General features: G+C 62.5%; 23 protein-coding genes. 16 read left to right on the top strand and 7 right to left on the bottom strand.

Annotated features, from left to right (window positions below; translation table 11 throughout):
• Positions 1–492 precede the first annotated feature (492 nt).
• Complete coding sequence (locus FHS09_RS18290; RefSeq protein ID WP_183462598.1) at positions 493–1,812, top strand: NCS2 family permease; 1,320 nt, start codon at positions 493–495, stop codon at positions 1,810–1,812.
• Positions 1,813–1,839: 27 nt separating this feature from the next.
• Here FHS09_RS18290 and FHS09_RS18285 read toward each other — a convergent pair whose 3' ends face one another.
• Positions 1,840–3,237, bottom strand: a complete 1,398-nt coding sequence (locus tag FHS09_RS18285; protein ID WP_343057517.1) for an AtzE family amidohydrolase — start codon at positions 3,235–3,237, stop codon at positions 1,840–1,842.
• A complete protein-coding gene (locus FHS09_RS22945) occupies positions 3,234–3,437 on the bottom strand; it encodes a DUF4089 domain-containing protein (RefSeq protein ID WP_246395122.1) in 204 nt (67 codons plus the stop codon). Before FHS09_RS22945 ends, FHS09_RS18285 begins: the two co-directional genes overlap by 4 nt.
• 300 nt (positions 3,438–3,737) lie before the next feature.
• Between FHS09_RS22945 and FHS09_RS18280 the strand changes: the two genes are divergently transcribed.
• On the top strand, positions 3,738–5,090 hold the full coding sequence (locus FHS09_RS18280; protein WP_183462594.1) for a solute carrier family 23 protein: 1,353 nt from the start codon (positions 3,738–3,740) through the stop codon (positions 5,088–5,090).
• A gap of 72 nt (positions 5,091–5,162) precedes the next feature.
• Here FHS09_RS18280 and puuE read toward each other — a convergent pair whose 3' ends face one another.
• Positions 5,163–6,074, bottom strand: a complete 912-nt coding sequence (puuE, locus tag FHS09_RS18275) for an allantoinase PuuE (RefSeq protein ID WP_183462592.1) — start codon at positions 6,072–6,074, stop codon at positions 5,163–5,165.
• Positions 6,075–6,253: 179 nt separating this feature from the next.
• Between puuE and FHS09_RS18270 the strand changes: the two genes are divergently transcribed.
• The 14 genes from FHS09_RS18270 (at position 6,254) to FHS09_RS18205 (ending at position 22,845) form a co-directional block, all read left to right on the top strand.
• Positions 6,254–7,639 (top strand): adenosine deaminase family protein, encoded by a 1,386-nt coding sequence (locus tag FHS09_RS18270; RefSeq protein ID WP_246395121.1) that lies wholly within the window; start codon positions 6,254–6,256, stop codon positions 7,637–7,639.
• Between the two features lie 262 nt (positions 7,640–7,901).
• Positions 7,902–10,295 (top strand): TonB-dependent siderophore receptor, encoded by a 2,394-nt coding sequence (locus FHS09_RS18265; protein ID WP_183462588.1) that lies wholly within the window; start codon positions 7,902–7,904, stop codon positions 10,293–10,295.
• A gap of 167 nt (positions 10,296–10,462) precedes the next feature.
• Positions 10,463–11,224 carry a DUF3450 domain-containing protein gene (locus FHS09_RS18260; RefSeq protein ID WP_183462586.1) on the top strand — a complete coding sequence of 254 codons (762 nt, stop codon included), beginning with the start codon at positions 10,463–10,465 and terminating at the stop codon, positions 11,222–11,224.
• Positions 11,221–12,630 (top strand): MotA/TolQ/ExbB proton channel family protein, encoded by a 1,410-nt coding sequence (locus FHS09_RS18255; RefSeq protein WP_183462584.1) that lies wholly within the window; start codon positions 11,221–11,223, stop codon positions 12,628–12,630. Before FHS09_RS18260 ends, FHS09_RS18255 begins: the two co-directional genes overlap by 4 nt.
• 1 nt (position 12,631) lies before the next feature.
• The gene (locus tag FHS09_RS18250) at positions 12,632–13,159 is read left to right on the top strand and encodes a MotA/TolQ/ExbB proton channel family protein (RefSeq protein ID WP_183462582.1); all 528 of its coding nucleotides are present in this window, start codon (positions 12,632–12,634) and stop codon (positions 13,157–13,159) included.
• Between the two features lie 116 nt (positions 13,160–13,275).
• Positions 13,276–13,686 (top strand): ExbD/TolR family protein, encoded by a 411-nt coding sequence (locus FHS09_RS18245; RefSeq protein WP_183462579.1) that lies wholly within the window; start codon positions 13,276–13,278, stop codon positions 13,684–13,686.
• Between the two features lie 14 nt (positions 13,687–13,700).
• Positions 13,701–14,372, top strand: coding sequence for an energy transducer TonB (locus tag FHS09_RS18240; protein WP_183462577.1), 672 nt, complete (start codon positions 13,701–13,703; stop codon positions 14,370–14,372).
• A 1-nt stretch (position 14,373) separates the two neighbouring features.
• Positions 14,374–15,603 carry a tetratricopeptide repeat protein gene (locus FHS09_RS18235; RefSeq protein WP_183462575.1) on the top strand — a complete coding sequence of 410 codons (1,230 nt, stop codon included), beginning with the start codon at positions 14,374–14,376 and terminating at the stop codon, positions 15,601–15,603.
• Positions 15,604–15,724: 121 nt separating this feature from the next.
• Positions 15,725–16,798 carry a purine nucleoside permease gene (locus FHS09_RS18230; RefSeq protein ID WP_183462573.1) on the top strand — a complete coding sequence of 358 codons (1,074 nt, stop codon included), beginning with the start codon at positions 15,725–15,727 and terminating at the stop codon, positions 16,796–16,798.
• A gap of 4 nt (positions 16,799–16,802) precedes the next feature.
• Positions 16,803–18,362: a gamma-glutamyltransferase family protein gene (locus FHS09_RS18225; RefSeq protein WP_183462571.1), complete on the top strand. Its 1,560-nt coding sequence runs from the start codon at positions 16,803–16,805 to the stop codon at positions 18,360–18,362.
• A 113-nt stretch (positions 18,363–18,475) separates the two neighbouring features.
• On the top strand, positions 18,476–19,300 hold the full coding sequence (locus FHS09_RS18220; RefSeq protein WP_183462569.1) for a sulfite exporter TauE/SafE family protein: 825 nt from the start codon (positions 18,476–18,478) through the stop codon (positions 19,298–19,300).
• Positions 19,301–19,307: 7 nt separating this feature from the next.
• A complete protein-coding gene (locus FHS09_RS18215) occupies positions 19,308–20,597 on the top strand; it encodes a pyridoxal-phosphate-dependent aminotransferase family protein (RefSeq protein ID WP_183462567.1) in 1,290 nt (429 codons plus the stop codon).
• A 5-nt stretch (positions 20,598–20,602) separates the two neighbouring features.
• Entirely contained in the window at positions 20,603–21,625 is a 1,023-nt protein-coding gene (locus FHS09_RS18210; RefSeq protein ID WP_183462565.1) for an adenosine deaminase, read from the top strand.
• Positions 21,622–22,845 (top strand): allantoate amidohydrolase, encoded by a 1,224-nt coding sequence (locus FHS09_RS18205; RefSeq protein ID WP_183462563.1) that lies wholly within the window; start codon positions 21,622–21,624, stop codon positions 22,843–22,845. Before FHS09_RS18210 ends, FHS09_RS18205 begins: the two co-directional genes overlap by 4 nt.
• Here FHS09_RS18205 and FHS09_RS18200 read toward each other — a convergent pair.
• From FHS09_RS18200 to uraD, 4 genes are all read right to left on the bottom strand, one after another.
• Positions 22,842–24,029 (bottom strand): urate hydroxylase PuuD, encoded by a 1,188-nt coding sequence (locus tag FHS09_RS18200; RefSeq protein WP_183462561.1) that lies wholly within the window; start codon positions 24,027–24,029, stop codon positions 22,842–22,844. The genes FHS09_RS18205 and FHS09_RS18200 overlap by 4 nt on opposite strands.
• Positions 24,030–24,141: 112 nt before the next feature.
• Positions 24,142–25,455, bottom strand: coding sequence for a guanine deaminase (guaD, locus tag FHS09_RS18195; RefSeq protein ID WP_183462559.1), 1,314 nt, complete (start codon positions 25,453–25,455; stop codon positions 24,142–24,144).
• A complete protein-coding gene (gene uraH, locus FHS09_RS18190) occupies positions 25,456–25,788 on the bottom strand; it encodes a hydroxyisourate hydrolase (RefSeq protein ID WP_183462556.1) in 333 nt (110 codons plus the stop codon). It lies immediately after the preceding gene.
• Between the two features lie 10 nt (positions 25,789–25,798).
• A complete protein-coding gene (gene uraD / locus FHS09_RS18185; RefSeq protein ID WP_183462554.1) occupies positions 25,799–26,287 on the bottom strand; it encodes a 2-oxo-4-hydroxy-4-carboxy-5-ureidoimidazoline decarboxylase in 489 nt (162 codons plus the stop codon).
• Between the last annotated feature and the right edge of the window lie 101 nt (positions 26,288–26,388).

Here is a 26,388-nt window from a genome sequence, read left to right as displayed (position 1 = left end):
TCGTGGTTGATTTTCCAGGGGCTTACTGCCCCAGTACTTCTATTGTGAAGGCTTGTTCGAGGAGCTACTTGGAGAGCTCTCCCTGCCGCCTGAATACTGTACAGTTATACAGGATACTTAGGGCATGGACAAATCCCGGAAGCGACCGTCCAGCCATCCGACGGTCAGATGTGCGCAAGTTTTGTGCGCTTGTCGCGCTTCCGTTTTCCGCAAAGAATACGCACAAATTTAGCCGCGCCCGATTGCGGTGTTGGTCGCCAGAGAGAGTTGTGAGTGCCGAGGCTGCCAAACGCCGTGGTTGAATGGAAGGCCTGCCGAGCGAAGATCAACGGAATAGAGCAAGGAGCAAAAGGCATGAAAGCAAAACAATATGAAGAGCTGCTCAGTATATTGAAATCCCGTTTGCAGAACTTCGCCCCCTTAAATCCTGACCGTGTGGTTTAGAAATTGCAGGCGAAAAAGATATCCGAATCTAGTGGCCAGGTGATTGCTATGCAGAGAGTTGCGGACTATTTCAATTTTCGCCAGTTGGAGGCCGGCCGGGAGCAGTTGGAGGCCGGCTTCTGGCGGCGGGAGGTGTTGGCGGGATTTACCACGTTTCTGGCAATGGCCTATATCTCCATCGTCAATCCGGCGATTCTCTCCGAGGCGGGGATGGATTTCGGGGCGGTGTTTGTGGCCACCTGCCTGGCGGCGGCCTTTGGGTCCATTGCCATGGGGCTGCTGGGCAACTACCCGGTGGCGCTGGCGCCGGGGATGGGGCAGAACGCTTTCTTTACCTACGCGGTGGTGCTGGGGATGGGGCACGCCTGGCAGACGGCCCTGGGGGCGGTGTTTCTGTCCGGGATTCTGTTTGTGGCGCTGAGCCTGCTGCCGTTCCGGGAGTGGCTGATCAATGCCATTCCCCGCAACCTGAAGCTGGGTATCTCCGCGGGCATCGGGCTGTTTCTGGGCATTATCGCCCTGAGCAAGGCCGGGGTGGTGGTGGACAGCCCGGCGACCCTGGTGGCGCTGGGGGACCTGACCACGTTTGAGCCGCTGATGTGCCTGGCCGGTTTTGTGCTGATTGCCGCGCTGGCACAGCGAGGGGTGACCGGGGCGGTGGTGATCGGCATCCTGGCGGTGAGCATTGCCGGTTGGGTTTTGGGGGAGGTGGAGTTCAAGGGATTGATGTCCCTGCCGCCGTCGCCCGCGCCGGTATTTTTACAGTTGGATATCGCCGGCGCTTTCGAGGTGTCCATGGTCACGGTGATTCTCACCATGCTGTTGGTGGATGTGTTCGACACCGCCGGCACCATGGTGGGCGTGGCCAACCGGGCGAAACTGGTGCGCGCCGACGGTTCGCTGCCGCGGCTGGGCAAGGCGCTGCTGGCGGATTCCGGGGCTACTGTGGTGGGTGCCTTGGTGGGCACTTCCTCCACCACCAGCTATATCGAGAGCGCGGCCGGCGTCGAGGCCGGTGGGCGCACCGGGATGACGGCGATTGTCTGCGGCCTGTTGTTTTTGCTGTGCCTGTTGTTTGCGCCCTTGGCGCAGAGTGTCCCCGCCTGCGCCACGGCGGCGGCGCTGCTGTTTGTGGCCTGCCTGATGGCGCGCAGCCTGGCGGATGTGGACTGGTCCGATCACAGCGAGAGTGCGCCGGCGGTGATCACTGCGCTGGCCATGCCCCTGGGCTATTCCATCGCCGATGGTATCGGGTTGGGGTTTATCGCCTATGCGGCGATCAAGTTGTTGAACGGGCAGGTGAAATCCTGCCCGCCGGTTGTGTATCTGGTGGCTGGGGTCTTCATGTTGAAATTCGGGTTTTTGTAGGAGCGGTCCGGCCGGGAGCGGCCGCTCCTACAATTGGGGAGGGCGCGGGGCGGTGAAGCCCTGTTGCTCCAGATAATTGGCTACGCGCAGGCACCAGTCCTCACGCCAGGGGGCGGCGATAATCTGCACGCCGATGGGCAGGCCGCTTTCCTCGTCCAGGGTGGGGACGACGCAACTGGGCAGGCCGGCGGTGGAGATTGGCTGGGTGAAGTAGCCCAGGTTGGGCCGCAGCGGCTGTTCCTCGCCGCGGATACTCAATATTTTCTCCCCCATCCGCGGCGCCACGCAGGGCGTGGCCGCGGCGACAATCACGTCCACATTGGCGAACACCTCGCGCACCTGTTCCGCATACCAGTGCCGTACCTGCTGGGCGCGCGCGTACCAGGCCGCCGGGAGCAGGGCGCCGGCGATAAAGCGGTCGCGGGTGTCCGGGTCGAAATCCTGCGGCCGGGTTTGCAGCCGTGGCAAGTGCAGTCGGCTGCCTTCCACGTTGGTGATCAGGTAGGCCGCGGAGCGGCCCTCCAGGGTGCCGGGCAGTTCGATTTCGTCGGAGCAGTCCAGGGCCCGGCACACCTTGTCCACCGCGCGCTGCGCCTGGGGAAAATCCTCCAGGGAGAAATAGCCAGCGGCGCGGCTGATGCGTAAACCATCCACACCCTTTTGCAATTCGGCCATCGTATCCATGGGGGCCCGATCTGCACAGGCATGGTCGCTCGGGCTGTAACCCTGCATGGCGTCGAAACTGCGGGCCAGATCCTCGCAGCTGCGCGCCAGGGGCCCGACGTGGTCTAGGCTGTCGCAGAACGGGTAACTACCGGTGCGCGGCAGGCGGCCATAGGTGGGCTTGAGGCCGAAGATGCCGCAGAAGGACGCGGGTACGCGGATGGAGCCGTTGGTGTCGGAGCCCAGCGCCAGCGGCACCAGTCCAGCGCCCACCGCGGCGCCGGAGCCGGAGGAGGAACCGCCGCTCATATGTTTGGAGTTCCAGGGGTTGGCGCAGTTGCCGTAGTGGCGGTTCTCGCCGGTAAAGTCGTAGGCGTATTCGCCCATGCCCAGGGCGCCAATCAGTATCGCCCCCTTTTCCTCAAGGCGCCGGATCAGCAGTGCGTCTTCGCGGGCGGGTGGATTGCCGGCATTGATCGCCGAGCCGGCGAGGGTGGTGAGGCCGCGGATATCGAACAGGTTTTTGACTGCAAAGGGCACTCCGGCGAGCGGGCCGGGGTTTTCTCCCCGGGCCGTCATCGCGTCCAGTTGTGCGGCCCGCTGCCTCGCCCGCTTGGCCAGCACCCGGGTAAAGGCGTTCAGTGTCGGATTTTGTTCGGCAATATGGGCCAGGAAAAAATCCACCACTTCGCCGGCGCTGAAGCGGCCGCTGTTTACGCCGTCGGTGATGGCGCTGGCGGAGGAAAAGAGCAGCCCGTTCACGGCGACTTCACCTGGAAAACATTGGCGAGGTCGATGGTGTCCGGGTCTATCTGCGCAGCCTCCACAATCCCCGCCATTTTTTCCGCGGTGGACAGGTGTTGTGCAACGCCTTCCTTCCATTCGTCGCGGACGGGGATGCCTGCGACGGTTTGCATTACTTCCAGGTAGGTATCTGCATCGAACTGGCTTTCGCTAGCCATGGATATTTCCTCACGCGTCGGCTGGTTTTATTTACCCGCGGTACTCCCGTAGGAGCCAGCTTGCAGGCGATTATTTCTAAGCCTTGTTTTACCTCCGCTGTTCGCCTGACAGATTTTTGCTCCTTGCAAAATCTGCATTTCCGTTGGGCGGCACTCCGTTGGGCGGCACTCCGTTGGGCGGCATTCCGCCATCCGTGGCGGTCACAGCAGGCTCCTACAACAGCTGGAAGCAATTTCCGGGCCGGGTGGCATAAGTCTTGCCTGAATTCACGGGTAGTGAAAAAAACGGGTAAAAACACCGTGGAAAAGTTTGCCTCCGCTTTTGATTATCGCCCGCCGCCACCGGTGTCGCTGCTGATTGCACTGCAGCACCTGCTGGCGGTCTTCGGTGCGGTGATCACCCCACCCTTGATACTCGCTCACAGTATGGCGCTGCCGCTGGCGGAGACCAGCTACCTGGTCAGTGCCTCGCTGTTGATTTCCGGTGTCGCCACCCTGATCCAGATCCACCGTATCGGCCCACTGGGCTCCGGGCTGCTGAGTATCCAGGGAACCAGCTTTACTTTTATCGGCCCGCTGCTCGCGGTCTATTTTCCGCTGCTGGAGAATTACACGCCCTCGCAGGCACTGGGTGTGTTGATGGGCAGCTGCGCGGTCTGTGCCCTGATTGTGGGTGTCTGCGCGCAGTTTGTACACCGGCTGCGCGGGGTGATCACCGCGAATGTCACCGGCACTGCGGTGATCCTGATTGGCGCCAGCCTTGTCTACACCACATTGAACAATCTGCTGCGGGAATTCGCCGATTTACAGAAGGCCGGTGATTCCCCCTGGCTGGTACCGCTGCTGGCGGCGGTGGTGCTCGGTATAACCCTGTTCTTGGCCCGGCGGCGGAACCGCTATCTGCGTATCGTCAGTGTTACCGCCGGGCTGGTTGTCGGTTTTGTAATTTCCCTGCTGTTCGGGCTGGTGGATTTTTCCGGGCTGCGGGAGCTGGAACCTTTCTTTCTGCCGCAGCCCAATCATTTTCCGCTGGCGGTGGACGCCGCGGTGGTGGCGGTGCTGCTGCCGGTGTTCTTTATTTCCTCGGTGGAAACCCTGGGAGATCTCACCGCCACCAGCCGTTTGTCGGGATTCGAGGTGGGTTCCCCCGGCTACTGGCGGCGGCTGCGCGGCGGCCTGTCCGGCGATGCGTTCAACTCTTTTCTGGCCGCGGTGTTCGGCAGTTTTCCCAATACCTCTTTCAGCCAGAACAACGGCGTGATCCGGCTGACCGGGGTGTGCAGCCCGTATGTCGGCCGCTACGTAGCCGCTCTTCTCTGCCTGTTGGGCATGTTTCCGTTAATCGGCGGGCTGTTTATCGCTATTCCCGCGGCGGTGGTGTACGGGGCCACGCTGTTGATGTTTTTTATGGTGTTGCTGTCGGGGATCGGTATCGTCAATGCCGGCGACGCGGCGGTGAAGAGCTGGCCTGTGGTGATTGCGGCGATAGCGGTCGGTGTGGCTGTATCGCTGGCGGCGAAGCACCTGACGATTTTCCCGCGGCAGCTGGCGGCGCTGTTGCAGTTTCCGATTTCCACCGGTGCGGTGGCGGCGGTGCTGATCGAACTGAGCCGCAAACTGATTTCCGCTCCCGCATTGAAGGCTGAAGCCTGAGTGGCTTTAAACGCTTCCACCCTGTAGGAATCCCCTCTGGTTTTCGCCTGCAAGCAGGCTCCTACAAGGGGCTCATGAGTTTTGCGGGGAGTGGTGCTTATGCCAGTGCCGGGCAATATCGATGCGCCGGCAAACCCATACATCTGATTTTCCAGCCACATACTGCAAAAAACGCTTCAGCCCCGGCAGCCTGCCCGGGCGGCCCACGATCCGGCAGTGCAGGCCCACATTGAGCATTTTCGGATGGGTTTCGCCTTCCTGGTAGAGCGTGTCGAAGGCGTCCTTCAAATAGCAAAAAAACTGCTCGCCGGTGTGGAATCCCTGGGGGGTGGCGAAGCGCATATCGTTGCTGTCCAGCGCGTAGGGGATCACCAGGTGGGGCGCGTCCGGGCCCGGCACCCAGTAGGGCAGATCGTCCGCGTAGGAGTCCGAGTCGTACAGGAAGCCGCCCTGTTCCAGTACCAGCCGGCGGGTGTTGGGGCTGTCGCGGCCGGTGTACCAGCCAAGCGGGCGCTCGCCGGTCACCCGCTGGTGAATTTCTATGGCGCGGGCTATCTGCTCGCGCTCCTGTTCCTCCGGCATAAACTGGTAGTCCACCCAGCGGTAGCCGTGGCTGGCGATTTCCCACTTCGCTTCCAGCATCGCCTCCACCGCCCGCGGGTTGCGCTCCAAGGCCATGGCCACGCCGTAGACAGTGACCGGAAAATCGAATTCCCGGAACAGCCGGTGCAGGCGCCAGAAGCCGGCGCGGCTGCCGTATTCGTAGAGGGATTCCATGCTCATATGGCGCATGGGATAGGCGCGGGCGCCGATGATTTCCGAGAGAAAACTCTCCGAGGTTTCGTCGCCGTGCAGTACGCAGTTCTCCGCCCCCTCCTCGTAGTTGATAACAAACTGCACCGCGATGCGCGCGCCTCCGGGCCATTGCACCACCGGGGGCTCCGCACCGTAGCCCACCAGGTCGCGGGGGTAGTGGTCGGTCATGGTTGTGTTTATCCTCAGCTGTGGGTTAAGGCTCAATGCAAAAAGCTGTCCATTCGGTTTGAGCTTGGCACAGCGATTGCGACTTGGTACGGCAATTGGGAAACGGATAAAAATGCGGTGATCGACAGAGGGAGAAAAATCCGATGTGGTGCAAGTATATAGGTCGTTTTCTGTGTGCAATGCTTTTTTCTGGTGCGGCAACCGCGGACGACAGCTGGTTCGAAGAGTTCAAACGCGACGCCAGTGACGCGGAACTCTACCGTTTCCTGTACGCCATGCCCAAGGGCGGGGATCTGCACAACCATATTTCCGGGGCCGGCTTCTCCGAGTGGTGGTACCGGCTGGCGCTGCAGCAGGAAGAGCGGGGCTACCGCTATTACACCAAGGTGCGGATCGAAAACTGCCGGGACTACGGCACCAATGAATTCTCCGCGCAGCCCTACCTGCTGCTGTTCCAGAATATCCTCGCCGCTACCTACGACAAGCTCTCCGAATGCGAAAAGCGTGAGTACAAGCCGCTGGCGCAACTGAGCGACGAAGAGCGGCAAGCCTGGCAGAACAGCATCCGCCTGGACAAGCCTCACGAGGGCCGCGACGAATTTTTCCAGACTCACTGGCAGCGCCTGAACGAGCTGTACAAGAACCCCTATATCATCGCCGAACTGATCTACCTGAATATGAAGCACTTTGGCGAAGAGGGCCTGCTGTACTTCGAGCCCCAGGTGGGGGTGCACGGATTCCTGCGCGCAGACGGCGAAGCTTTCAGTCCCGACGAGGTGGCCGCCATCTACCGCGAGCGAATTCGCCGTGCGGACGCGCGGAAGACCGGCGTGGCGGTGCGCTTCCAGAGTTCGCTGCTGCGCTTCCACCCGCGGGCGGAGGAGATTCTCGGTACCCTCTACCGCTTTGTGCACAACAACAGCGATCTCTGGGTGGCGGTGAATATGGTCGGCCGCGAGGACAACGACAAGGGCTACCCGCTGCGCTTCCTGCCGACACTGCGCAAACTGCGCCGGCAGTATCCCGGGGTGAAGCTGTCCATCCACGCCGGCGAGGTGGACGAGCCCAACCGCCACGTGCGCGACACTTTACTGCTGGGCGCCGACCGCATCGGTCACGGCGTCAACCTGATCGATGATCCCGACACTCTGCTGACCATGCGCCACGGGCCTTACCTGGTGGAGATCAACCTGATCAGCAACCTGCTGCTGGAATACGTGAACGACTACGGCGAGCACCCCTTTCCAGAATATCTACGTACCGGCGTGCCGGTGGCCCTGTCCACCGACGACCGCGGCATGTGGGATTCCACCATGACCGATGAATTTTTCGTGGCGGTGAAGGAATTCAACCTCTCCTGGAAGGAATTGGTGCTGCTCGGTCGCAACTCCCTGGCCTACAGCTTTGCTGACGACGGGACCCGCGGGGAGCTGGTGGAAGAGTTCGAGCGCCGCATCGCCGCCTTCGAGCGCCGGGCACAGCGCGGGAACTTCGGGACGCAACGGGAAATACCCGAACCCCGGGGATTTATCTGTGCGCACTATGAACTCTGCGCACTGAACTGAAGTGCATCCGCCCTCCAACATACCGGCCGCCTGATTTTGGTGCCGGCCGACCCTTATAAGTGCGCCGCGATTCCCGTCGCGGCCGCGCAGCAATACTTTCCCGCCTCGGCACTGCCACCCCTCCGTCCACTGTCGCAGGAATTGCGCGCCTCCCCAAAAACATAACCAGTTGGACAGGATTTTGGCACGGTTGTTGCCATACCAAGAGAGATAAAGAGGTAAGCGGGACACTAAACAAAATTCTCTCAAGGGGGAGGGGACCATGAAGCCCACGCAACCAAAACACAACCTGCTCAAGCACAGCCTGCTCTCACTCGCCGTCGCTGCCGGTACCGCCTGGGCTCAGGAGGGAGCGGAAACCGAGGTGGAGCTGGACACCTATATCGCGGAGGAAGAGGTTCAGGACGACCTGGGCCTGCTGCCCACGGAGCCGGTGGAATCCGTATTCGGTTTCGGCAAGACCATTCTGGAGACGCCGCGCGCGGTCAGCAGCATCAGCGCGGACATGATCGAGGCATTCAATATTTCCGATATCGACGACCTGGTGGTGGTATCGCCGGGTGCCTTTACCCAGTCGTTTTTCGGGGTGGCGGGTGCGCTGGATGTGCGTGGCACCGCGGGGGAGGTCTACTTCCGCGGTATGCGCCGGCTGGACAACCCGGGCAACTATCCCACGCCGCTGGCGGCCTCGGACCGCATCGATATCGTGCGCGGCCCGGCCACGCCGATCATGGGCACCGCGAAAATCGGCGGCTACCTCAATTTCGTGCCCAAGTCCGCGCGCGCGGAAACCGGACAGTACCTGGATTCGGCCACCGGCGCCATCAGCGCCAGGACCGGCAGCTGGGACAAGAAAATCGTCAGCGCCGAAATGGGCGGCCCCATGCAGTTGGGCGACAGGGCCTTGGGCTATTACGTCTACGCGGAAACGGAGGACTCCGGCTCCTACTACGACAACTCGGAAACCCAGCAGGACGTATTGCAGGCCTCGTTCAACCTCGACCTGAGCGACAAGTCGCGCATCGAATTCGGCGGCATGTACCACGACTACGACGGCAACCAGGTGGCCGGCTGGAACCGCCTCACCCAGGCGCTGGTCGACGACGGCACCTACGTCACCGGCGATGCCCAGCCCCTGGATGTGGACGGCGACGGTACCATTTCCCACCAGGAGTACGACGCCTGTGCCTGTTCCAATTTCGTCAGCCTGGCCGGCGATCCCAGCGGCAGCATCTCCACGGACGTGGGCCTGGTGCCGGAAACCGTGGGCACCACCAAGCTCGATGGCAACCAGGTACTGGTGGCGGAGGACGATCTGCTGCAGAACGAGGCGCTGACCCTCTACTTCGATTACATCTATACCACCGACAGCGGCTGGACCCTGAGCAACAAGATCTTCTACGACGCCTACGACAACCTGAACGAAAACGCTTACGGCTTTTCCCAGTTCCACGATTCCTACGTGATTGAGGAAAAGTTTATCGCCGAATACGCCTTCGAAAGCAGCGCCGTCTCCGGCAGCCTGCAGCTGTCGCCGTCGATCCGCCACACGGATTTCGAGCACGGCGACGACTTCTTCAACGAATTCTTCGATCGCCGCGATCTGACCAAACCCTCGAGCAGCCTGGACGCACGCCTGCTGGCCACGCGCATCGACCGGGATTACTCGGAATACTACGTGGGCGAGTACACCGACTACGGCTTCGGTGTCATGGCGGACCTCAATTTCGCTCACGGCTTCAGCGCCATTCTCGGTGCCCGTTACGATTCCATCGAAATGGAGAGCACCACCCCCGCTGGCAAAACCCGTTTCGGCGGCGACGAGGATGTGAGCGCGTCGGATACCGAAAACGGCGTGTCCTGGACTACCAGCCTGTCGTGGGACAGTGGCTTTGGCATCACGCCCTATATCACCGCCTCCAAACAACTCACCGTGATCGCCGGCCAGGGTGCCGATATCACCGTGGACAACATTGCCGACGGCACCGCGGTGGACGACTCCAATCTGCAGGAGCTGGGCATCAAGGGCAGTTTCCTCGACGGCCGCCTGTTCATGGCCCTGGCCCATTTCAAGCAGGACCGCACCAGCTTCAACGCCCAGTCCGCCACCACCAACGAATCGGTGGAAACCAAGGGCACCGAACTGGAACTGCGCTATGTGGTCACCGACGCGCTGACCCTCACCGCCGCCGCCACCGATATCGAGATCGTCAACCTGAACACCCAGGAGAACGGCGGGCGCTTCACCTTCCTCGGTGCCGAGGACCTGGCGGAGTGGGGAATAGGGCCGGAGGATATCGCCGGCGGCGCGGTGATCGGCGTCGTCTCCGGCCCGGCGGAAAAAGCCGGGGTGCCGGAACAAAGCTACAGCTTCACCGCCCACTACAAACTCTTCGACTATTACACCGTCAGCGCCAGCTACTTCCACGCCGACGAAACCCCGTCCGGTTTCACCAACGCGGTGATGCTGCCGGCCTACGACCTGGTGAACCTGGGATTCGGTTTCAAAAAGGACGCCTGGTCCGCAGACCTGGCCCTGAAAAACGTAACCGACGAAGAGTACCACCGCTCCAACTTTCCCAACCTGTTCGGCAGCTCGGTGGTACTGCCGGAGAGGCCGTTCAACTGGGAGCTGAGTATGGCCTACAGCTTCTGATATTGGAGATTCGGGACTCGAGACTCGGGACCGCGGAGCTTTCACCTTGGAGCGCTGAAGGCTCCAGCTCCGCAACGGGCCGCAGGCCCGCTCGCTCCCCTCTCCCGCTTGCGGGAGAGGGGCTGGGGGAGAGGGTGCGGGCCGCAGGCTCGCCGTAGGAATTGAATATGTACAAAAATATTTGCACAAAAGTACTGGCTGCCGCACTGGCACTCTTTAGCGCCGCAACGATTGCACAAACCCCAGTCCTCACCGCCCAGGCGGAACAGGACAAGGCCGCCGCGCAAAGCCAAAAGCGCATCGACAAACTCGACGAACAGACCACCGATGCCTTCCAGCAATACCGCGCCGCACTCGCCCGCGCGGAGAGCCTGGATATCTACAACCAGCAGCTGCGCCGCCTGGTGGATTCACAGAAGCAGGAGATCGCCTCGGTTCAGCGGCAGACGGAACAGATCGAAGGCATCGAGACCGGCGCCCTGCCATTTATGATCACCATGACCGACACACTGGCGGACCTGGTTGCGGCGGATGTGCCCTTCCTGCTGGAAGAGCGCGAGGCACGGGTGGCGGCGCTGCGCGGCCTGATCGACCGCGCCGATGTAAGCGCAGGGGAGAAATACCGGCGCATTATGGAGGCCTACACCGTGGAGGCGGAATACGGCCGCACCATCGAGGCCTACCGCGGTGAGCTGGATCTGAGCGGAGAGAGCCGCAGTGTGGATTTCCTGCGCCTGGGGCGCGTTGGGCTTTTCTACCAGACCCTGGACGGCGGTGAAACCGGCCGCTGGAACGCCGGGCTGGAGAAATGGGAACTGCTGGGCGACGACTACCGCCGCAGCGTGCGCGACGGCCTGCGCATCGCCCGCAAACAGGCGCCCCCCGCGCTGCTGAAATTGCCCTTCAATACTCCGGAGGCCGGCCGATGAAAAGAAATATTGTTTGCGTGGCGTGCGCGGCCGCACTGCTATTGATTGCGCCTTTTGCAGCAGCCCAGGGAAGCGGCTCGCTGAACGAGCTGCTGGAAAAAATCCGCGCGCAATCCGGCGAGGAGGCGCAGCGGAACCGCGAACGCGAGGCGAAATTCCGCGCGGCGGCCGAACGGCAGCAGACGTTGCTGACGGAGGCCCAGGCGGAAGTCGCCCGCCAGGAGGCACTGCGGGATTCCCTGCGCGAGACTTTCGACAAAAACGAAGTCCTGCTCGGCGAACTGCAACAGATACTGGAGCGCCGCAGCGGCGACCTGGGCGAACTCTTCGGCGTCTTCCGCCAGACCGCCGACGACACCGAGGCGATGATCTTCGATTCGCTGGCCAGCGCGGAAAAACCCGAGCGCAAGGAAATCGTCTCCGGGCTGGCCGCTTCCACCGAAGTGCCGAGTATCGAACAGATGCAGGCGCTGTGGCAGCTGTTGATCGAGGAGATCGCCCTGTCCGGCACCGTGAGCCGTTTCCCGCATCAGGTGATCGATCCGGCGGGCAACGGCTACGACGCGGAAGTAATGCGCCTGGGCAGTTTCAACCTGGTGGCCGACGACAAATACCTGGACTATATCGCCGACAGCGGCGAACTGGTGGAGCTGGCCCGGCAGCCCGCAAGCTCGGTGCGCGCCGATGCCGCCGCGCTGAGTACTGCCGCTCCCGGGGAAAAGGTCGCTTTCACTGTCGATCCTTCCCGCGGCGCGCTGCTGGGCATGCTGGTGCAATCGCCCAGCATTACGGAGCGCATTGAGCAGGGCGGCACCGTCGGTTACGCGATTATCCTGGTGGGCATCGTCGGCCTCCTGATCGTGTGCGAGCGGCTGCTGCGTCTCATACGTATCGACACGCGCATGAAACGGCAGCTGAAAAACCTGGACAGCGCCGCCGACGACAATCCGCTGGGGCGGATCATGTCCATCTACTACGAAAACAAACACCTGGATATCGAAACTCTCGAGCGCAAAGTTCAGGAGGCGGTGATCACCGATCTGGCGGAAATCAAACGCGGCCTGCCGGTGGTCAAAGTGCTCGCCGCGGTGGCGCCGCTGATGGGGCTGCTGGGCACCGTCATCGGCATGATCGGCACCTTCCAGGCGATCACCCTGTTCGGCACCGGCGACCCGAAACTGATGGCCGGCGGCATCTCCCAGGCCCTGGTCACCACGGTGCTGGGTCTGTGTGCGGCGATACCGCTGCTGCTCACCCACAGCGTGCTCTCCGGCAAGGTCACACGTATCGGCAAATTGATCGGCGAGCGCGCTGCGGGACTGATGGCGGGCAAGGCCGAGGCGGACGCCCTGGCCGCTGCCGCGAGCACAGCGCGCCGGCCGGCACGGGTGCCGGAGGAGGCCTGAGATGGAGGCCCTAACCGCAGCCTTTGTTGGCTTGGGGGACTTTCTCGACAAAGGCGGCGACGTGCTCTGGGCCATCCTCGCGCTGGCCATCTGGCTGTGGTGGCTGATGCTGGAACGCTACTGGTACTTTACCCGCGAGCACAGACCGCTGCTGCACGGCTACCGCGAGCAGTGGGGAAAGCGAAAAGAATACCGCTCCTGGTATGCGCAGCGGCAGCGCCGGCAACTGTTGGCGGAAATCGACTGCGCCATGCACAAAAACCTGCAGCTGATTCCCACGCTGATCGCCTTGCTGCCGATGTTCGGGCTGATGGGCACGGTCACCGGCATGATCCAGGTATTCGACGTGATGGCGCTGATGGGCTCCGGCAACCCCCGCGCCATGGCGGACGGCGTCAGCGCCGCCACCATTCCCACCATGGCGGGTATGGTGGTGGCACTGGTGGCCATCCCCTTCGCGACGGCATTGGAGCGGCGCTACAAACGCGAGCTGCGCGAGGCCAATGCGGCGTTTACACAGACAGGTTGATAAAAACCACCCTGTAGGAGCCTGCTTGCAGGCGAACAGGAACGGAGCTCCGTAGCCTTTCGCCTGCAAGCAGGCTCCTACAGGTGCTATTAGGCTTTTAGCAAGAGAACAACTGCATGTCCGATCCATCCATTTTCTTCCCGGAACAGGAAGAGGAAAACCAGATCGACCTCACGCCCATGCTGGACGTGGTGTTTATCATGCTGATTTTCTTTATCGTCACCTCCACCTTCGTCAAGGAGGCGGGGGTGGATGTGAGCCGGCCGGATGCGGAGACGCGGGTGGTAAGCGAATCCAATGCGATCCAGATCGGCATCACCGCCGCCAACCAGATCTTTATGGACAAGCGCCTGATCGACAAGCGCGCGGTGCGCGCCAATGTGGAGCGCGGTCTGGCGGAAAGCCCCGGCGCCGCGGTGATTATCGTTGCCGACGCCGAGTCGAAGACCGAAACCCTGATCGAGGTGATGGACCAGGCGCGCCTTGCCGGTGCGGAAAATGTATCGGTAGCGGCGGACGAAGGTTGAGAGTGGGGATTGATATGCAGCCTGCCCAATTCTTTCTGCAACCACCGCCCCTGCTAAAACACGCCGCACTGGGGCTGGCCGCGCTGTCCATCGGCCTGCTGCTGTTTTTCGCCATGCAGCTGATGATCCGTGTCGACGGCGTACTCAGCAGGGAGGACAGCAAACGGGCCACGCTCAATTTCGTGCGCGTGGACAGCAGCGATAGCGATGTGCAGACCAAGAAACGCCAGCCTCCGCGGGAACCGCCGCCGCCGGAGACACCGCCGGAAACCCCGCAGCTGGATGCGCAACTCGCCAATGTGGACGCCAGCCTGAATATGAACATGCCCTCCATCGGCATACCGCTCAGCGCCGGCGACGGCCCCTACCTGGGCGCCCTGCAACAGGGGGGCGGCCTCGCGGGTTTCGATACCGACGTGATCCCGGTGGTGCGGGTGCCGCCCGCTTACCCGCGCCGGGCCAAGCTGGCGAAAATCCAGGGCTCGGTCACCCTGGCGGTTACCATCAAACCGGACGGCACTGTGTCCGATGCCGAGGTGCTGCAAGCGAACCCGCCGCGGCTGTTCGACGAGGCGGCGCTGACGGCCATCAAGCGCTGGAAATTCCGCCCCAAGGTGGTGGACGGCACCCCAGTGTCGCAGCGCGCGAAACAGACTATCGAATTCAAGCTGAGTGGGGGCGGCTGATATGCTGAGAAAACTGTTACCGCTCTTATTCTTGCTGTTGCCCCTTTGCGCTTTTTCCGCGGCGGACTCGGTCAGCTCCAAAACCTACAAGGAACTCACCGAAATCCAGGAAATCATGGGGCAGGGCAAAACCGGCGAGGCTTTTTCCCGCCTGAATACCCTGCTCCCGGAAGTGGAAGAGGACAGCTTGGACAAAGCGCTGATTCTGCAAACCCTGGGCTATGTGGAAATGGCCCGGGAGAATTTTCCGCAGGCGATCAGACACCTGAAGGCCTGCCTGGCATTGAACCGGCTGCCGCAAAAGGTAACCTATAACGTCGGTTATATGGTGGCGCAGTTGTACGCCGCCCAGGGCGAATACCGACAGGCACTGGAATTCGCCGAAGATTGGTTTCGGGGCCTTGAAGCGCCGCAACCCTCGCAGACGATTTTTATGGCCAATATCTACGCGCAGACCGGGCAGTACGAAAAGTCCGTGCCCTACGCGGAAAAGGCTATCGCCGCCAGTGGCAATTTTCAGGAAAACAAGCCTCAGGAGAGCTGGTACCAGCTGCTGGCCGCAAATTATTTCGAATTGAAGCGCTACCGCAAGGCCGCGTCCACCCTGGCGCGCATGCTGGAATTCTGGCCGGACAACGCCGGATACTGGGAACAGCTCGCCGGCGTCTACGTGACCCTGGACGATGAGAAGATGGCCCTGGCCACGCTGAAAAGCGCCTTCGCCGGCAATTACCTGGCAAAGGAATCCACCATCAAATCCCTGATACAGTTATCGGTGGCTCAGGGTATTCCCGAACACGGAGCGCGCTTGCTGGAGCGCAGTTTTGAACAGGAACTGCTGCCGCAAAACGAAGACTACCTGAAGATGCTCGCACAGGCCTACGCCGCCGCCCGCGAACGCGACAAAGCGATCGATGCCTACCGCCGCCTGGCGCAAGCCGCCGGAGGCGGAGAGGCCTGGGTCGCCATCTCCAATATCCATGTGGAAAAGGGCGAATGGCCGCAAGCGGAACAGGCTCTGCGCAGCGCGCTGGAGAAAAAGCTCGAATCCCCGGGCAAGGCTCGATTGTTGCTGGGTATCGCGCAGATAGAACAGGGCAAATTCGCCGAGGGCCGGGACTCCCTGCAAAAAGCGCGCGCCGAACCCAAAGTTGCGGCCTCCGCAAACCGCTGGCTGAAATACGCCGAAGATATGCAGCGCCAGGCGGAATGGCTGGCACAAAACCGCTGAGCTCGATTACGCTCCCTGTAGGAGCCTGCTTGCAGGCGAAGGATTCGGAGCACGGAAATGTTCGCCTGCAAGCAGGCTCCTACAGGGCGGTTGATGGATATGTCTTTAATAGGAAATTATCATGCTTAAAAAAATTACTGTTGCATTACTCACCCTCGGCCTCCTCGCCTGCAACGCCGAACACAAAGCCACAGCCCCAGTAGCAAAAAAAGAAACCCCGCTGCCGGTAAAAGTGGTGGTGGTCACAATGTTCGAAATCGGCGAGGACAGCGGCGATACCGCCGGTGAATTCCAGTTGTGGAATGAACGCCGCAAGCTGGACCAGGTGCTGCCCTTCCATGGACATCACGACCTGCACTACAACCCGGAATCGCAGATCCTCGGCATGGTCACCGGCATAGGCACCGCCAAATCCGCCGCCTCGGTAATGGCCCTGGGCATGGACCCGCGCTTCGACCTGAGCAAGGCCTATTGGCTGGTGGCGGGCATCTCCGGCTTCGACCCCGCAGACGCCTCCATCGGCTCCGCCGCCTGGGCCGACTACGTGGTGGACGGCGACCTGGCCCACGAAATCGACCCGCGGGAAATTCCCGAGGACTGGCCGTTCGGGTATTTCGCCCGCGACAGCAAGGGCCCAATGGACAAGCGCCCGGAACCCAGCGGCGAAGTCTTCGCACTGAACAAATCCCTGAGCGACTGGGCCTACGGGCTCACCAAGGATATGAAGCTGCAGGACTTCCCCGGCATGGAGCCTGTCCGCGCGCTCTACACCGAAACGCCAGCGGCGCAGCGCGAGCCGTTCGTGCTGAAGGGGGACAACCTGGCGGCCATGACCTACTGGCACGGCGACCTGATGAACGACTGGGCCAACCGCTGGGTGGACTACTGGACCGACGGCGAGGGCCAGTTTGTCTCCTCGGCCATGGAGGATACCGGCACCTACCAGTCGCTACTGTGGCTGAGCAAAACCGGGCGCGCGGATGTGCAACGCCTAATGGTGCTGCGCACCGCCAGCAACTACACCACACCGCCTCCCGGGATGACCGCGGTGGAAAACCTGCTCAAGGACAACGAGGGCTATCCCGGCCTGCAGGCCTCGCTTGAATCCGCGTACAGCGTCGGCTCGGTTGTGATTGACGAGTTGCTGGCTAACTGGGACAGCTATAAAGACGCCATTCCACGCTCAATAAATTAACCTGATGACTCAAATCGCCTTCACCGCCCCCCACTTCAAGGCTACCGAAGCGGGCATGAAAATACTCCGTCGCGGCGGCTCGGCGGTGGACGCGATGATCGCCGCCGCCGCGGCCATCGCCGTGCACTACCCGCATATGAACAGCCTGGGCGGCGACGGTTTCTGGCTGATCCAGCGCAAAGATGCGCAGCCGGTCGCCATTGACGCCGCCGGCTGCGCAGCTATGGCCCTGGAACCGGAAACGGCACCGCCGAGCCGCGGCGCTGGCGCGGCGCTGACCATGGCGGGCACGGTGGCTGGCTGGCAGGCGGCGCGGGAAACTATTTCGGAATTTGCCGAGCCGTTACCGCTGGAAATTCTGTTCGCCGAGGCGCGGCGCGGCTGCGAGGAAGGCATAGAAGTCACCGCCAGCTTGCGGGCGGCGCTGCGCAAACTGGCGGACGAGGGCTGCACGGATATCCGGAAACTCTATTACCCGGACGGGCGAATGCCGCAAGCGGACGAGGGGCTGCGCAACCCGCGCCTGGGCCGGCTTTTCCAGCGCCTGGCGGCGGAGGGGCTGGACAGCTTCTACCGAGGCTCCCTGGCGGAGGAGATGGCCCTGGCACTGGAGGTGGCGGGCAGCCCGTTGCGGCTGGAAGATTTCCGCAGGTACCGCGCGCAATGGCAGTCGCCCCTCAATATACAGACTTCACAGGCGCAGCTGTTCAACCTGGGCGCGCCTACCCAAGGGATTGCCTCGCTGCTGATCCTGGCCATCTACGACCAGCTGTATCAATCGCACTGGGACGAGGTGCAGCGGGTGCACCACCTGATCGAGGCCACCAAACAGGCCTTTCTGGTGCGCGACCGCGAGGTGGCGGACCCGCGTTGCCTGAGCGAACGCTGGTCCGAATTATTGCAGCCGGACCATATCCGCGAACTGGCGGGGAATATCCGCGCGGACCAGGCGCTGCCCTGGGGCAAAGAGGCGGAGCCCGGCGACACCGTGTGGATGGGCGCGCTGGATAAAGACGGCACTTTGGTGAGTTTTATCCAGAGTATCTACTGGGAGTTCGGCTCCGGCCTGGCGCTGCCATCCCTGGGGCTGGTGTGGAACAACCGCGGCCTGGGCTTCTCCCGCGATCCGGCGTCGCGCAACTGTGTAGCGCCGGGCAAGAAACCCTTCCACACATTGAACCCGGCCATGGCGCAGTTCGCAGACGGCGCGCGGGTCGCCTACGGCACCATGGGCGGCGAGGGCCAGCCGCAGACCCAGGCGGCGCTGTTTGCGCGCCGCTTTTATGACGGCAGGCCGCTGGCCGAGGCCATCGCCGATGGGCGCTGGTTGCTGGGGCGGACCTGGGGCGAATCCTCCACCGACCTGAAACTGGAAGAGGGCTTGTACCGGCGCATTGGCCCCGAACTGGAAGCGCTGGGACACGAAATTTCCGCAGTGCCGGAGCACAGCGAAATGATGGGCCACGCCGGCGCCATCCATATCGACACCGCCGGCCACATCGAGTGCGCCACCGATCCGCGCAGCGACGGTCTGGCACTGTGCGAAACCTGGCAAGAGCCTTGAAGCAACCACCCTGTAGCCTGCTTGCAGGCGAATGATTCGGAGCACAGAAATATTCGCCTGCAAGCAGGCTCCTACAAAGGAACTCCGCAGAAACCTGGATTTATCGTTAATTTATGGACTCACTCGCTCAATGGCTGCCAATCATCGCCGCCCTGATGCTGACCGGCGTAATCGCCGGCCTGCTGGCCGGACTGATCGGCGTCGGCGGCGGCATCGTCATCGTGCCGGTGCTGTTCTTTGTGTTTCAGTGGCTGGGCATCAGCGCCGCCACGGCGATGTCGGTGGCCACCGGCACCTCGCTATTGATTATCGTCGCCACCAGCCTGTCCTCGGTGCGCGCCCACCACCGGCGCGGCAACGTGGATACGGAATTGCTGAGAAGCTGGGCGCCCTTCGTCGCCTTGGGAGTAATGGGCGGGGTGCTGCTGGCTACCCGCGGCGGCGGGGTGCTGGCCAGCGGGATTTTCGGCGCGGTGGCGCTGCTGGTTGCCATCAATATGCTGTTGCGGGCCGACGCAAAAATCCTGGCGGAGAGTCTGCCCGGGCGCCTGATCCAGCGGGGCATCGCCGCGGTAATCGGCCTGCTCTCCTCGGTGATGGGCATAGGCGCCGGTACCCTGGGGGTGCCCGTGCTGACCGCGTTCAACACCCCCGCGCACCGTGCGGTGGGGACAGCCGCGGCGTTGGGTTTTGTGATTGCGCTACCCGGGGCGCTGCTGATGTTGCTGTTGGCAAACACCCCGGCGGATGCTCCCGAAGCCACCTTCGGTTTTATCAACCTGCCCGGTTTTGCGCTGATCGTTCCGCTCTCGGTGGTCATGGCGCCTGTAGGGGTGTGGCTGGGTTCACGCCTGGACGGCGCAGCGCTTAAACGGGTGTTCGCAGTGTTTCTCCTTTTCAGCGGCACGCGAATGATTTACCAGGCCGCTATCGCTTGAGTGTGCTATGCCAAATATCGACGCCTTTGTTCCGCCTCCGCGCCTGCTGATGGGGCCGGGGCCCATCAGTTGCGATCCGCGGGTGCTGCGCGCCATGTCCCACCAGCTGATCGGCCAGTTCGATCCGTCCATGACCCACTGCATGAACGAGACGATGGGGCTATATCGCGGGGTTTTTCGCACGGAAAACCGCTGGACCTTCCTGGTGGACAGCACTGCCCGCGGCGGCATCGAGGCGGCGCTGGTGTCTCTGCTCAAGCCCGGCGACCGGGTGCTGGTGCCGGTGTTCGGCCGCTTCGGTTTCCTGCTGAAAGAAATCGCCGAACGCTGCGACGCCGAAGTGCACTGCATTGAGATCGAATGGGGAAGGGTGGCGGAACCGGAGCAGATAGCGCAGGCTATCGACCGGGTAAAGCCGCAACTGGTGGCGCTGGTGCAGGGGGACACCTCTACCACCATGTGCCAGCCGCTGGCGGAAATCGGCCGCCTGTGCCGGGAGAAAGGTGTGCTCACCTATTGCGACGCCACTGCCTCCATCGGCGGCAATACCTTTCTGACCGATGAGTGGGACATTTCCGCGGTTTCCGCCGGCCTGCAGAAATGCCTGGGCGGCCCCTCCGGCATAGCGCCGATCACCCTGAACGAGGAGGCGGTGGCGCGCATCGACCGCCGCCGGCATATCGAGGCGGGTATCCGCGCATCTCACCACGTGGATGCGGCCGGCGAGCGTATCCGCTCGAATTATTTCGACCTGGCGATGATTATGGATTACTGGGGCGAGGAGCGGCTCAACCACCACACCGAGGCCACCAGCATGCTTTTCGCCGCGCGGGAATGTGCGCGCATCTGGCTGGAGGAGGGCGCGGAAAAAGCCATTGCGCGCCATCGGCAAAACGGCGAGGCCATGGCCGCCGGCCTGCAGGCCATGGGTTTGAAACTGTTTGGCGACCAGCACTACCGCATGAATAATGTAGTGGGAGTCTATATTCCTGAAGGGGCAGACGGTGAAAAAATCCGCGCGCAGCTGCTGGAGGATTTCGCCATCGAGATAGGCACCTCCTTCGGCCCCCTGCACGGGCGCATCTGGCGCATCGGCACCATGGGCTACAACGCGCGCAGGGATGCGGTACTGCAGACCCTCGCCTGCCTGGAGCAGGTATTGAAGTTGAATGGCGTCAAAATCCAAACCGGCGACGCCGTCCCCGCCGCCCTGGATAGCCTGGGACCGCCGGGAGCGCCGAGCCCCAGCTCGGCAAGCGGGCCGCAGGCCCGCCAAAAACACAGGCGACAAGAGTAAGGATGATGAGCGAACAGAAAAACTTCGAAGACTGGCTGAAAGCCGCCCCCAAATCCGAATTGCACCTCCACCTGGACGGTACCCTGGAGGCCCGTCGCCTGCTGTCTCTGGCGGAAAAAACACATGTGCCATTGTCCTACCAGACTCTTGAGGAAGTAGAGGTCGCCTATCAGTTCGAAAACCTGCAGAGCTTTCTCGACCTTTACTACCTGGGTGCCTCAGTGCTGCGCGACGAGGAGGATTTTTACCATCTGATGATGGACTATCTCCAGCGCTGCCGGGAAAACAATATCGTCCACACGGAAATAATGATCGAACCGCAAACCTATTTACCCAACGGTATCGAATTTCCGGTATTTATGGCCGGCTTCAAACGCGCAATCGCCGATGCCCGCAGCCAGTGGGGCCAGTCCGCGCTGTTGATCTTGAGCTTCCTGCGCCATATGCCGGAAGCGGATGCGCTGCACGTGCTGGATTTGGCGGAGGCCTACCGCGACGACTTCGTCGCCATAGGCTTGGCCAGCGGGGAAAGGGACAACCCGCCGCAGAAATTTACCGAACTCTACCGCCGCGCGGGGGAGCGCGGCTACCGCCTGACCGCCCACGCCGGTGAGGAAGGGCCGCCGGCCTATATCCGCGCGGCGCTGGATGATCTGCAGGTGGAACGTATCGATCACGGCGTGCGCTGTGTGGAGGACGAACCGTTGGTGGAAGAGCTGCGCGAGCGTCAGATTCCGCTGACCGTCTGCCCGCTTTCCAATGTGCGTCTGCACGTTTTTTCCGAAATGAAACAACACAATATTCTGCAATTGTTGCAGCGGGGGCTGAAGGTCACGGTCAACTCCGATGACCCCGCCTATTTCGGCGGCTACCTGAACGATAATTTCATCGCCCTGTATCGCGAATTGAATTTAAACCGCGAACAGGCCCTGCAATTGCTGCAAAACGGCTTTGAGGCCAGCTTTCTGCCCGCGGAAGCCAAACAGAATTACCTCGAACAACTGCGCAATTTCGCGGAGGGCCCGTGAGCGCCGCGCGCCTGTTACAGCGCTGCGATCAACTGGCGGCAATCAGCGTCACCGAAGGCGCCATCTGCCGCACTTATCTCACCGACGAGCACCGCCGCTGCAACCAGCAGGTGATGCAGTGGATGGAGGCCGCCGGTATGCACGCTTACACCGATGCCGCCGGGAATTGCTGGGGTCGCTATCCCGGAGTCGAGGATATGGAGCAGGCCCTGGTGCTGGGATCGCACCTGGACACGGTGCGCAACGCCGGCCGCTACGACGGCATCCTCGGCGTGCTGGCAGCGATCGAAGTGGTGGAGCGTTTCCACGCCCGCGGCCGGCGCTTCCCGTTTCATATCGATGTGGTGGGCTTTGCCGACGAGGAGGGAAGCCGCTTCGGCGCCACCCTGTTGGGCAGCCGCGCGGTGGCCGGACAGTGGGACCCGGCCTGGCTCGAACTGCGGGATGCCGATGGCATTGCCATGGCCGAAGCGTTTACCCGCTTCGGCCTGGACCCTGAGCAAATAGCGCAGGCCTCCCGCGCGGGGAACAAACTGCTGGGCTACTGGGAGCTGCATATCGAACAGGGCCCGGTGCTGGAGCAGCGCGGGTTGCCGCTGGGCCTGGTCAGTGCCATCGCCGGCGCGCGGCGCCTGCAGTTTACTCTGCGCGGCCGCGCCGGCCACGCCGGTACAGTGCCGATGGAGATGCGCCGCGATGCTTTGGTAGCCGCCGCCGGCGCGGTGCAGATTGTCGACGCGCAGGCGCGACACTTCGGCGTGGTGGCCACGGTGGGAAAAATCGAAGCGCGGCCCGGTTCCGTCAATGTGATCCCCGGCAGCTGCCATTTCACCCTGGATATCCGCAGCGGCGACGACGCCCTGCGTGACCGCGCCCTGGAGACGATACTGCGGGAGATCGGCGAGCACTGCGAGTGCGCACAGGTGGCAATGGAATATTGCGAGATCCACGGCGCCGCCGCGGTGGCCTGCGCTCCCAGCCTGCTGGATGCAGGCCGCCGCGCCCTGCAGCGCTGCGGCCTGGAACCTCTCTCCCTGCCCAGCGGCGCCGGCCACGACGCCATGGCAATGGCCGCAGTCACCGATATCGGTATGTTCTTCCTGCGCTGTAGGGAAGGTATCAGCCACCATCCGGACGAATCCGTAACCACGGAAGATGTGGCGCTGGCGCTGGATGTGCTGGAGGCGGCGGTGACGGAGACGGAAAATTCGATGATTTAATTTCCCGCTAGCGTCTTTCCCTCAAGACTCCCGATCAATTCCTGCCGCTCCTCCTTGCTCATACCGGTAATATTGCCCAACGGCATATAACCGCTGCGCAGCGCCGGCAGGATTCTGTCTTTTGCCGCCAGCACCTGCTGCATATCGTCCAGCACCAGTCCCGCGGGCGCGGCGCTGAAGCCCGGCTGCGTCGGCGCGATGGAGTGACAGCCCGTGCAGTGTTTTTCCACCAGCGGCATCGGTTTTGTAGCCGCCACCTCGGGGCCAACTGCCGGAGTTGGAGTAGAGGCCAGGCCCAGGGCCAGCAGCAGGCAACCGGAAGCGGCCAGCAGCGGAATGTGGAATTTGAGTTGTCCGCGATGGCGCAGGTTGAAGAAGTGCCGCACGTAGGCGCCCAGGGCGACGATCGCGATCAGTGCCAGCCAGTTGAAGCGATGGCCGTACAGAAAGGGGTAGTGGTTGCTGAGCATGCAGAAAACCACCGGCAGGGTGAAATAGTTGTTGTGCACCGAGCGGCTCTTGGCGGCGAGCATGGGTGCTGCCGCCGGTTCTTCACCGGCATCCAGCGCGCGTATAAAGTGTTTCTGCGCGGGGATAATACCCAGCAGTACGTTGCCGGCCATGATGGTGGCGAGCAGCGCGCCCAACTGCAGAAAGGCGGCGCGGTCGCTAAATAAACGAGTGGCCAGCCAGCAGGCGGCGGCGATAGACAACACCAGCAGGGCGGTAAACAGCCGCTGCCGCTGCGCGCGCAAAAAGTGGAACAGTAGTTCGTAGACGAGCAGGCCACCGGCGATAAAAACCAGGCTGGCGGCCACCGCCTGGGCGGGCGACGCCAGCCATTTGCCCTGCTGCCACAGAAATAGATCCGCGCGCCCGTAGTAGATCAGCACCATCAGCAGCGCGCCGCTGATCCAGGTGGTGTAGGCCTCCCATTTGAACCAGTGCAGGGTGGTGGGCATAGCTGGTGGTGCCAGCCGGTATTTGCCCACTTGATAGATGCCGCCGCCGTGAAAGGCCCAGAGCTCCCCCGCCAGCCCCTTCGCTTTTCCTTCTGTATCCGGCGGCTCCAGGCTGTTGTCCAACCACACGAAATAGAAGGAGGCGCCGATCCAGGCGATAGCGGCGACCACATGCAGCCAGCGCAGCAGCAGGTTGAGCCAGTCGAAGAGTGGTATTTCCATTGGTAATGCCATTGCTATTTATTTAAAGAATTCCCCCCCCCCTGTAGGAGCGGCCGTTGGCCGCGATCGGCTTGTCTATTCGGCAAAGACTGATCGCGGCCAACGGCCGCTCCTACAAGGATTCCGCCAGCGGGCTGAGGTAAGCCAGGCGCCCGCCCACATAGGTGCGCTCGACGATGCGCTCATCCGCCAGGGTCATATACATAAACAGCTCCTCGCGGATATCTCGGCAGTGGCGCAGGCGCTCGCGCAGCAGCGGGTTGAGGGTGCCGTTCAGCAACAGCAGGTCCGCCTCCTTGCCCGGGGCCAGGTTGCCGATATGGCGATCCAGGTGCAGGGCGCGGGCGGCGCCCAGGGTGGCCATATAAAAAGCTTCGGCGGCGCCCAGCGGGTAGTCTCCCAACTGACACACTTTGTAGGCCTCGCCCATGCTCTGCAGCTGGCACAGGCTGGTGCCGGCGCCCACGTCCGTGGCCAGGGCCACGGGGATGCCGCGCTCGCGCAGCTTTTGCAGTTTCAAAAGACCGCTGCCGAGGAACAGGTTGGAGGAGGGGCAGAAGGCCACGGCGGCACCGGCGTCGGCCATGCGCTCCAGTTCCGAATCGCTCAGGTGGATACAGTGGGCGTAGACGCTGCGCCCGCCGTGCAGGCCGTGCATTTCATAGGTGTGTAAATAGTCGCGGGCCTCGGGGAAGAGGGACGCGGTCCATTTCACCTCGTCGGGGTTTTCGCTTAAGTGCGTCTGCAGCCACAGGTCCGGGTGGTCCCGCAGCAGCTGTCCGGCAACGGCCAATTGCTCGCGGCTGGAGGTGCCGGCGAAGCGGGGTGTGACGGCGTAGCCCAGGCGCCCCTTGTTGTGCCATTTCCCGATCAGCGCGGCGGATTCGCGCCGGGCGCGTTCCGCCGTATCCAACAGGCCCGCCGGCGCGTTGCGGTCCATCAGCACCTTGCCGGCCACCAGGCGCATGCCCGCGCGATAAGCGGCCTCGAACAGGTGCTCCGCGGAGTGCGCGAAGCTGGTGGTGAACACCATGGCGCTGGTAGTGCCGCGGGCCAGTAGGGCATCGATAAAGAAATCTGACTGTCGCCGGGAGATTTCCTCGTCGGCGTACTGCAGCTCTGCGGGAAAGGTGTATTTCTCCAGCCAGTCCAGCAGCTTTTCGCCGTAACTGCCCATCACTGGCAGCTGTGGCGCGTGCACATGGGCGTCGATAAAGCCGCTTATCACCAGCGCTTCCGGCCTGTGCTCGGCGGCGGCCAGGTCCAGGCCCCGGGCGCGGGCCGCGCGCGCGTCTTCCAGCAGCGCGATGTGGCCGTCGGCAAAACCGATCACGCCGTCTTCGAAATACTCCAGCGCGGCATCGGGAGAGCCGTGCCCGTCGTCGCGGAAGTGGACAATGCGGCTGCGCAGCAGCGTCTGTTCCACTCAGCTCCCCCGGTAGGCGGTGTAGCCGTACTGGTTCAGCAGCAGCGGCAGGTGATAGCGGCCGCCGCAGTCGCCGACGCGGAATACCAGCGATACCTGTGGAAAGAGGCAGTCCCGCTGCTGTTCGGTGAACCAGCTTTCCAGGTGAAAAACCAGGATCCAGCGGCCGGGGTCGAGGACCAGGGGGCTGTCCCACTGATCGATACGGCCGTCGCCGTCGCTGCGGGCGGAGGTGAGCAGCTCGCCCTCCCGGTGGAGATCGACGGCGATACCCGCAGCCGGCTCGCCCCGGTGCAGGTCGAGGATATGGGTGGTGATGGGAGATCTGGGCATGGAGTTTTCCTCACTCTGCAAATAATTTGTCCAGCCGCAGACGGGTGATTTCCACCTGCTCGGCGGCGGCGATGCGCAGTTCCTCGGTGCGGCTGTTGCCGATACGCGTACGGATGGCGGCGAGCATTTCCCGCGCGGATTTTCCGTTCGCACAGATAATGAAAATAAAACCAAATTTGTCGAAATAGGCGTCGTTAAGCCGCTGCAGTTCACCGAGGGTGGTTTCGTCCGCCGCGGCCACCTGGCCCTGTTCGGCGCCGGCGAACTTTTCCTTCAACCGGCGCAGGTCGCCGATGCGCGGGTGGGCGGCGAAGGCTTCTAAATAGTCGCTCTCGCGCAGGTCCTGCCAGGCGTCTGCGGCGCGCTGCTGCAGTTCGGCGACGCTCTCCGCGGCGCCCTGTTCCAGCAGCCTTTCGGCCCAGCGGGTGCAGTGGCAGCAGTCCAGCAGCAGCGCCCGCCGGTGTTCGAAAGCGAGGTTGTTGAAGTGCTCGATATTCATGTTTTCGATCATTTCTCAGGGTTTGTTTTTCCTGTAGGAGCGGCCGTTGGCCGCGATTGATCCGAGCTACGAAGCCAATCCGATCGCGGCCAACGGCCGCT

The sequence above is a fragment of the Microbulbifer rhizosphaerae genome, from assembly GCF_014191725.1.
Classification (GTDB): domain Bacteria; phylum Pseudomonadota; class Gammaproteobacteria; order Pseudomonadales; family Cellvibrionaceae; genus Microbulbifer; species Microbulbifer rhizosphaerae.
This window is presented reverse-complemented; position numbering and strand designations above follow the sequence as displayed.